Source organism: Lacrimispora sp. YZC11 (genome assembly GCF_057543815.1).
In genome coordinates this window covers 1-10,378 of the sequence record NZ_BAAJYQ010000013.1, presented here as the reverse complement: position 1 = coordinate 10,378, position 10,378 = coordinate 1, and the positions used below count along the sequence as shown (strand labels likewise).

Genomic DNA, 10,378 nt, shown 5'->3' with positions numbered 1-10,378 from the left:
CCGGTAAGTCCCGGCACCGATCCTATGGTGATCTTCCAGTACAGGAACGTCTCTCCTGATCCGTTGACCGCATCTGCGGTGATCACCACCCGGTCTCCCTTATGGGCCTCTTCATATCTGGCTGTATCAATCGCATCCTGATCAACACTCACCACCCGGCCTTCCAGAGTCTCCACGATGTAGTTCGGGATCTCCAGCGCTCCGCCCGGATCTGTGGTGATCACCGATCCGTCCGGCATCCGGCTTTCTGCCGTGATTCCGGACTCTCCCTTTGGCCTGGCTACCACGATATACTCCTCGTTGTAATTCAGCCCGGAAAAAGTCACGCTTCCCGGATTTCCTGTCACTGCCTGCCAGCCGTCACTTCTGGTTTCCGGGGTAACGATGACTGTTCCTTCCTTGCTTAAGACCGCATAATCCGACTTCTTATCGGCCGGCTTGATCACAAGTACTGTCTTTCCTTCGTGGTTCTCATCGAATAAGATCTGGTAGTTGGTCTCCACCACCGGGGTCAATACCTCCACCGGATCACTGATATTCCCTGCTGTTTCTCCGATCTGGTTCCCCACGATTGCATGTACATTTCCTGCTGCCTCATACACAAGGTATCTGGCTCCCGGATAGAGTCCGTCAAAATATACACGGCCTGCAATGGTTCCTGTCTGCACTCCCACGATGTTTCCTTCTAAGTCGGTAATGATGTACTGATAGCCTGCCGTGGTGTGGTACACGGTGATTTTTCCCTTTCCTTCCCCGTTAAGTCCGGTGGAGGCATCGGGAGCTGCCACATCCGTTCCGAATACTGCCGGATCCTGATAGAAACGTATGGTATAGGTATGTCCGTTCTTTAATACATCAGCTGCATCCACATCCAAGTCCCCGTCATACCAGCCATCCACCAGATAGTTGATCTCCGGCACATAGCCCGGTATCTGACCTGCGATATCTCCCCAGGTCCTGTCATACTGGATATGCAGGGAGGTAATGCTTCCGTCTGCCAGAGAGCCGTGTTCTCCTGCCGCAAACTGGATGTCAATCCATTTATCCGGATCCTCTTCAAACAGGGCCGTAACGGTCTCATCTCCGATAAAACGGTGATCTTCTGCAAGAAGCTGCTCTCCGTCATTCAATGCCCCGTTTCCATCCTGGTCTATAAACCAACCGGCAAACCGGTAATACTGGTCCGCCTGCGCTGCCGGAACCAGGCGTTTACCCTTTATCACACTCCAGGTGTAGCTGTCAGTCTGTCCTGCTGCAGAACCGTCATTTCCAAGAACGGAAGTACTATATACCCCGCTTCCCAAAGTTTGCTCTACTACGTCAGGGGACACACCGCTTCCATGGGAGATGGAACCGTGAGTTCCAGTCCGGTAGGTGATCTGATACCATTTTGACGGAACACGGTCATACCGATAGCTGACTGTTAAGTCATCGCTTGGCATGGTCCCCGTATAATCATGGCCGGTATCAAAGCTTCCGCTGAGATCCGGTACTGCTGCCGCACTTTCATAGCTAAAACCGTACAATTCCCGGTACTCCGCGCTGACCACCGTATCCGCTGTTTTCGGCTGGACCTCCGGAATAACGATATTCCTTAAGTTATTATCGGTCGTGTCGTTATCCAGATAGTTGACCGTAAACCGGTAGCCTTCTCCTGTTGCTTCATAAACATATGTAATCTCAACCGGCTGGTTCGGCATGACGCCCGTAAAACCGCCGCTGCTTCCAAAGCTTCCCTGGGCTGCACTGACCAGATTTCCATCCGTATCATCCGCAGTATCTCCGGCTGTTATGCTCCCTGATACGAACTGGTATCCGTATATATCCAGCGGACTTGCACTAATGGCATCCTCCGGATAATACGGCGTCTCAACCGGCGTATGGATCACGGTTCCGTTCTCCGTCACATAGCGCACCGTTAAATCCGATCTGGCCGCCGGATTATTCCGGTCTACCTTGTATGCGTATTTCACAGCCGCATCCTGTCCCGGCATCCTTCCGGTAAATTCCCCGGTCGAGCCGTTAAAGTTTCCTATAGGCACTGCTACCAGCCCGTCATAGTTATATTCAGCGGGGCTGGTCAGAGAATCTAAAAGACTCCACAGATATCCATGGATGTTCTTTTTCTGGGACTGGATCACCGATTCCACGGAATAGGTATTTGCCGTGGTCGCCGACTGGAATACGATGGAGCCGTTCTGATTGGTGTAATCCACCGTATAATCAAACTTTACTCCAGGATCCGCCTCCCATATGGCATAGTAAGTGACCGGGTTTTCCGGATACAAAGCCGGCAGGGAGGTAATGTATTCCGGACTGGTCTGGCTGTTTACCTTGCTCCAGCCCTTAAACACGTATCCGTACCTGCTCACACTTGGAAGCAGGGCGTTTACGCTGTTCCCGGCCGTTCCCGCCAGTGTCTGCGGCTGAGGCGTCCCTCCGTTGACCACAAAGGCTATGGAGGCATCGATCCGGGTGTATTCATAGGTGACCACTACCTCCTGCCCCGGCATCGTTCCGGTTAACTTTCCGAAATCGGTCCCTGCTGTTTCCACCGCAGTTAAGGTACTGCCGGTTCCCTGGTCAATGGAGGTTCCTGTAAACTCATACCCGGAAATAGCCGATGGCGGTGGAATCACTACCCCATCGCCTGATGCAAAGGACAGGCTGGGAGTAACCGGTGCACCGGTCACAGTTCCTCCTGTGGTGGAATCCCGGTAAACAAAGCTTACGGTGTATCCATTGCGTTTCAATACTGTATTCTTTGAATTATTTAAGGCAGAGGACCCCACTGTTGAAAAGATCCCGGTCCCATTTCCGGTATCCGCATCCGCAAAAAAGTTGTCTGCAAACGGACAAGAGGAAATGCTTCCTGAATAATCATCCGAAGGAACGGCTATAACGACTTCCTGCCCCGCGGCTGTTGACTCCCCAACAGAAGCCTCCGGAACTTGCTGGGAAGTTACACCGATCCGGGAGGCACCAAGATCTCCACCTACGATAATCTGCTTCCCATCAGATAGATAAACATTTGCTTTTTTGCCATCTGTATTTACATTATCTTTTATGGTAACTTCATTTAAAACCTGAAACTCTCCTGTGCTATCAAAATAGATTGCTCCCCGTAAAGCGGACTGATTCAACGTAATTTCCGCACCATCTAAGATAAGATTTGCACTGCCGGTAATATGAGCGGCGCTTCCGACTGCAGATTCGGGAGCACTGCTGACCACAATATTTTTTTCCAAAACAGAATCCTTATTTAATTGAATAGTACCCCGATCAGCCAGAATCAATGGATCGTTATGACCAGGAATCTCCTCTCCGCTTAAGTGGACCCCATCAAACCGTAGAATAGAGCCTGTACCTGTCTCTTTCATTTTAAACAGTGGTCCGTTACAGCTTTCGGTTCTTTTTAATATAACAGGTGTAGTTATACGGTTTCGTTGATAATCCACATCTGCTGTCTTAATTGTAATATCAGGGCTCCCCCCACTTTCACCAATAACAATGGTTTGGTCTACTGGATCGTAATCCTGTATATAGATATAGCCTTTCTTACTTCCGATAGCCTGTTTTGCTCTTTCTATGGTATTGAAAGGATTATTGTATTCACCAGTTCCCGATCCGTCATCCCCATGAAGGGAAGAAACATAATAAGTTTGTTCCTGCGCTTTAAATGCTACCTTCCTTACCATTTTCTGATATGGACCCAGATCAAGTTTCCAGGAATAAGACATTTTTGTGTCCATTCCTTCTATCCAATGGACTGTTCCATCTTCATTGGCCTTATGGTTAGTATTTGTAGGTTCATCAAATAAATTGGCATAATACTTAGTATTTCTGCTGCTATTCACGGTATTATAAAATACCATATATTCACTGCCGGCCCATCTGGTATCCACAGTTGTTACTCCAAGCTCTCTTCCCACATCACTATCACCATTGGTAACTACATCAAAAGTTTGCTTGGTGGCTTCATTTACCATATGGAATCCCTGATCATCCAAATAAAGAGTCGATGCATCGGCTGGATCGGAAGGTCCTCCGGAATATCCAATCCCATCTCCAACCATAATATCCGCACCGGTAGCCAGGTACATGGTTTTATGCTGATTTTCGTTATTATACATGATGTACTCTACCATGGTCCACTTTCGGTCAGCACTGGGATATACCTTCATCTGCATTTCCACATTATAGTTAGTTATTTTTTGTACACCACCGTTATTTTCAATAACTACCGGATATGCGATGGTATTGTTTTCACTCCCAGACCGGATTACCGTTTTAAAACCAGAATAATCCCATGTAACAGGAACCGCATCATGAGGGTGTAATTGGATGTTTGCAGTATTGTTGTTTTGATATTTTCCAGGATCCAGATTGATATATGGATGTTCTGCCCCAATTAGGTCGGGATCAAGAATCCCTTGAATATTAAACCCGTACCATTGTTCATAGCTTCCGCCTCTATTTGGATCGTTCCTGCCCCAATAATAAGCTGAGTTTAAACCGCCTCCATTATTTTTCATATTTGTATCCTGATTCAACTCAGGGGAATCGGCATAAACAGTAATCCCAAACATGGAAAACGTATTCAGTATCATTGTAACAGCCAGCACTTTTGCTACAATCCGTTTCATCCTATGTTTAAACTTCACTTGTTTCCCTCCTTGCTATAAAATCTTTTTTAACTCAAACCCGCTTTTATCATTCTTTTAAGTCTCTCTAAAATACATTTTCTAAGAAAGGGAGAGTGCAAGATTCAAACACTTTCCCCTTCTGTAAGAATGATTTCAATTTAAACTATGGGGTTTCCGGTGTCCATTTCCCACTGTCATCTACATAATATCCATCCGGGGTCACTTCATTCCGGTATAAAGACCCCAGAGACCGTCCTGATTGATCGACATAGATCCATTTCCCGGTTGTTTTATCCAGATACCATGTCTGCCGGCTGTTTTCCGGTGTCAGGTAATACCAAACACCATCTATTTTCTGCCAGCCAGTGAGCATAGCGCCGTTAAACAGATTTAAATAGTACCATCTTCCGTCAGCATCATCAAAATGCCAGCCTGTCTTGAGACGACCAAACCAACCATCGTGAACAGTGGACAAGAAATACCATTTTCCTTCTTCATCTAAAAGCCATCCGCTGTCCATTACCCCTTCCTGGTTGAAATGGTATGTATATATCAGAGTTGTTCCATTATTGGAATATCTGATATTTGCCCACTGGTCTTTTATTTTCGTTCCGCTGCTCAATATAAATGACCAGCGGCTGTTTGCCGGATCAAAATTGTCCCAGTTGCCGTCTACATCATTTGTATAGGTCTTATAATTTCCAAAACGGTAAGCACCCGGTCCCATGCCGCCGCTGCTGCCGGAACTGCTCATTCCGGAACTGCTTCCGCCTCCGGATCCGCTTCCACCTCCGGAGCCACTTCCGCCTCCGGATCCGCTTCCACCTCCGGAGCCGCTTCCGCCTCCGCCTTCGCCTCCGTTTTCGCCTCCGCCTCCGGAACCGCTTCCATTTCTGATTCCGTCAACAATATCCTTTAACGTCTGATAAGCCTGATCCAACTCACCAATCGTTGGACGGGGCAGAGTATCGCGCACTACAATCGCATCATGAATCGCATCGTTCAATATATTTCTGTCTTCTTCACTTACCGAACCATTGTTTTTCAAAGCATTTGCCGTATTGATTTCATCCTCCAGCCGGTTCTTTGCCTCCTGCCACAAGGAATCATCTTCCTGTTCATACATTGCGTACAACTGGAGATCTTTGTTAATCGGAGCCGTTACATCATAAGAGGCTGTGGCGGCCACCGGTTGTTTTTTTAATCCTGCAAATTCATATACGATACCGGTAACCGGATCTGTATAGTCTTCCAGGCAATTAAGATCCATATATCCGTCTGCATCTTCAAGATTACTTCCGGCTCTTGCCTTAAGATTTGCCACCGTACCTCTTTTCGTATCGGTAATGGTAACCTTATATGATTTGGAATAAGTTAAGATAATCGTGTCCCCTACATTTGCACTAAACCGGAATGTACCGGTAAATCCGGAATCCGGATCATTTAAATCAGGTTCCACAGGTAAAATCTCCGTACATATCGGATCGCTATCCGCATTTTCAACCTTCCACAACTGGTAATCCATATTGCCTAGAAGACTGGTATCCAGGGTACCGTATACCTGGATATCAGGTGTGTGGTTCCCATCAGACGGCAGTGCTTTATTAATGCCATCCACCTTTCTTAACAATGATATTCCTAAAACCCAGGGGATCTTTAATGATTCACTATCCACTGTTACAGCATCTCTCACTGCATTGGACTCCGTAGCAGTCGGCACACTTCTTCGGTCAAATTTAACCGTATATTCTACTTTATGCCCTGATGCCAGCAAATCCGGATCGGCAGAATTGTCAATCAGGTCGAGCTTTAACGCTTCCAATAGGTCAGTTTGCATATTGAGAGCAAACGTTCCGTTTTTAGGGGAATAATCTACCGTTGCATTGGAGGAGGTCGCCGTGACTGGTGTGGATTCATACCGTGCCTGAAGAACTACATCGCCGGCCGGCATGATAACCCATGGATTCTTCTGTGTTGCCTGAGATTCAGTAAGAGACATAGACCCGATCAAGCAATCCCACCGCTTAAAATTGTACCCGGTTATATCAGGGGCTTTTATCCTTATCTTATCCCCTTCCCGGACACTGATCTGGGTTGCACCTTCTTCAATCTCCAAAGGTACGTTATTTCTGGTGACCTCAGCTACATAGCCTCCGTTGGTGATATACAGGGTATAGGTCTGATTTTGCGCCGGGGAGGAATCTTCCAGGAAAATTGGATTTCCCAGCAATATCTTTTCAGACGGAGACTCTGTTTCTCCCAAATGCTTTGCTACTACCGTATATTGCCGGCCGGATTCCAGACCTGGGAATTCTACAAAAGCAGGATTTCCTGAGGCTCCTAACCATCCGTCTGCTGACCCTGCCTGGGAAACGGCATTCCCATCACCATCAAGAAGCGCATACAGCGTATCCGCCGCAACCGGACTGATCCTGATTTTCTTCCTGCCATCATTTCCATCATTTGCAATGGAATAGTTGTTTTTAAGAGTGACAATACCTTCCCTTGCAGGCTGGCTTATCAGGGAGCCATCCACATGGCCGGTCAGCGGTTCTCCCGCTAGAGGTGCCGCAGTTAATGAAAGTTCATATACATAATAATAAGTACAGGGATTGAGTCCCGTAAATTTACCGCTCTGCAACTGGGAGCCAGTCATAGTGGCAATCACGATACCGTCTGCATCTGTAACCGTATATTTTCTCTCTTCGTTCACACCATTGATCCTGATCTGCCCGGTTCCATCTGCCGATACGGAACCATCTGTATCCGGAATGCTTAAAATCCCGTCATCTCCGGCAGTTGGGGAGAACCTGGCCGTATACGTGTGATTGGAAAGAATCTGCAGACTATTTTGTACCTGGTTTCCATTCTCATCATACCAGCCTACAAAAGTATAATTATTATCTGGCAAAAGCGAGGGAAGCGCCATATCCGTCCATACCGTTCCCCGTACTACATGGGCCGAAGTAGCTCCTGAAACAATACTCCCATGGCTTCCAGATACAAAGTTTAAAGTAAACCACTCATTGGGATCCTCTTCAAAATTGGCATATAGCTTTAGGTTCCCGGTTATCACTACATCTCCGGTAAGCTTTGCTCCGGTTTTTCCTGTTCCGTTTGCGTTTGCCTTATACCAGCCGTCAAATAAATAATGAGTTGCCGGTGACGGGGTGATGCCCTGAGTCAATTCATCGATTGTATAGGTATCCAGTCTGAACGACTTAGGAGAGGAATCTCCCGACAGACTTCCGTTCACGCCATTATAATAATCAATGCGGGCCCAGTAGTTAGGATCCGTCAAATCCTCGTTATAGGTAATGGTAACAGAACCTCCGATGATGTCCGTATTAAAGGTCAGCTTTTCGCTTGCCTCATTCAGAACGGGGTTAGAGAAATTACCGTTCCACATGATACTCGGCGGATAAGAATATCCTGGTTTTCTTTCTATATCCAGCTCTACGGGATCTGCCGGAGATACGGACAAATTCTGCTGTTGTTCAAGAATGTTGTTATGATTATCCACCGTATTTACGATAATATGGGTCGTATAGGTTGGATCAATCTGATATTTATAAGTGATTACCACCATTTGATTTGGCATCTTTCCAGCATAATTTTTATCTGCATCAAAGCTGCATCCAGCTGAAACCGCTGAATAGATTCCTCTGTTTACTAAATCATCCGTATCTCCATATCCGGCCTTCAGTTCTGCACTGGTAAGCTCATATGCCGTTATGGCAGCAGGTGCAACAGAGAAGACTGTTTCTGCAGAGTAAGCATACGAATCCGGTGTCCTGATAGCAATGCCGCTTCCATCTACGTATTCTACCCGAAGAGTAAATTTCTTGCTGGTGTCCGGTTCATAACGGTAGCCAACCGTAAGATCATCGTTGGGCATGTATCCTCGGATCGCGTTGGTGGAAGTATTGACTGAAGCAGCCTCTTCCAGTGTCCCAGCCCCGCTCGCATCATCAAACCTTCTGATCTTATTGTTTTTCATCAGCACTGATTTCAGCTTATACCCAGGTATATTCCTTTTATAGGTAGCTGAAACCGGCGTATTGGCAGTCACTTGATTCGTCCAGGTTCCGTCATCAAAGAACCGGATCACCTGGCTGTCGCTGTCTGACGGCCATGCTGATTGGCTGGTACCGTCAGTTATGCTGTCTCTTGCCGAATTTAAATCACGGTAATGCATGACAGTGAAATCAAACTGGCTGCTGCTGTTACCATTCCACACCGCCTTATAGGTTTCCGGTGACTCATAGGGAAAAGCATAAGGCAGATTGAGAACCTTATTTCCATCTTTGTTATACCAGCCGTCAAATGTGTAGCCCGGCCATACAACTGAAAATTCCGGAAGCTTGGGCCTTGGCCCGGAGCCTTTGTCCTCTGTCCCAGTCTCTATGACATTAAAATCCGTAGATGAAGTTAAGGCATATCCTGCCCGTCCCGTGGCAAAGGAAATGTTATTTACATCTCTTGGCACACTTGCATATGTGGAATGCGACAGATTCGGCCCCTTCTGCGGGTCAAATCGAATGACCGAAGGATCACCGTAACCCACCGGTGCTGCAAATGCGGGCGGCGCCGCCATGGTAATAACCATGGCGGCTGCCAGTATCATTGCAGTCTGTGCTTTCCATTTCTTTAAGTTTTTCATTGTTTCCTCCTTACTGCAGCCAGGCTCCATCTCCCCCGGCGGCATATCCATCAGGCGTCATCTCATTGATGTACATGGATCCCATCGGCCGCTCTTCATTGCTCTTATAGATCCATTTCTCCGTTGCCGGTTCATACCGATAGGTTTCCATGCTGTTCTGCTCTGTAAAGTAATACCATTTTCCTCCGATATTCCTCCAGCCCCTTGCCATCATACCTGTCTCAGGGTCTAAATAATACCAGCGGTTGTCCTCTTTGTCATGATGCCAGCCTGTTTTCATCTTTCCAAGCCAGCCGTCTGATTCTGTATTGCAGTAATACCAGTCAAGTTTCTCATCACGGAACCAGCCGAAATCCATGATCCCGCTGGCATTGAAATGATACCAGCCGTTTTTGTTCACGTCTCCGCTCTCATAATCCAGCTTCGCCCACATTCCTGTCAGATGGATTCCTCCGTTTAGCACAAAGGCCCACTGGCTTCCGTTTCCTGAAAGCTCTTCCCAGTTTCCATTGGTACCCACGATGTAGCTCTTGCTCCTGCTGGGATTGTAAGGGTTGGCTTTGATTCCGCTTCCGCTTCCTCCGCCGCCGCCTCTGCTTCCTCCCTTGCTTCCGGAGTTCTGAATCTCATCATAGTGGTCATAACGCCCATCCAGTACTTCATCTAACGGCTTTGTCACTTCTTTAAGCTTTTCCAGCGCTTCAAGCAGTTCATCAAGGGTCGCCTTCGGGGACGTGCGGTCCAGTACCTCAAAGGCCTCTTCGATTGCCTCCTTAAGCTTCTCCGTTTCCTTTAGCGTCAGGAAATAGTCATCGCTCTTATCAATCGCGTCCTTTATGGCATCCTCCAGCTCTTTCCTGGCATCATTCACTTCCTTCTGATTGTTCTCGTAGTAGGCATAGACATAGGTCTTCCGGCTGATCTCCCGGTCCGGATCGAACTCATTTAAACGGTCCTCCCGGTAGCTCCAGCCTACATAGCTGTACTCTACGCCTTCTTCACTGACAAAAATATCTGCAGGTTCTTCCACCTGGCCATACTCATAGGAATAATACCAGTCACTGGGAGC

At 47.3% G+C, this 10,378-nt stretch carries 2 protein-coding genes and 1 pseudogene; all 3 read right to left on the bottom strand.

The genetic code is table 11. From position 1 onward, the window contains the following. The coding region (locus tag AC27IJ_RS13800) for a MucBP domain-containing protein (RefSeq protein ID WP_487149385.1) at positions 1-4,664 on the bottom strand (4,664 nt) is incomplete at its 3' end. Positions 4,665-4,809: 145 nt separating this feature from the next. After that, a complete protein-coding gene (locus tag AC27IJ_RS13795; RefSeq protein ID WP_487149383.1) occupies positions 4,810-9,309 on the bottom strand; it encodes an InlB B-repeat-containing protein in 4,500 nt (1,499 codons plus the stop codon). 10 nt (positions 9,310-9,319) lie between these two features. After that, a pseudogene (locus AC27IJ_RS13790) lies at positions 9,320-10,378 on the bottom strand (hypothetical protein); the annotation flags it as partial.

What these genes read in the sequence shown, in the direction of transcription:
- AC27IJ_RS13795 (WP_487149383.1), bottom strand. Translation starts at nt 9,309, where the DNA reads ATGAAAAACTTAAAGAAATGGAAAGCACAGACTGCAATGATACTGGCA.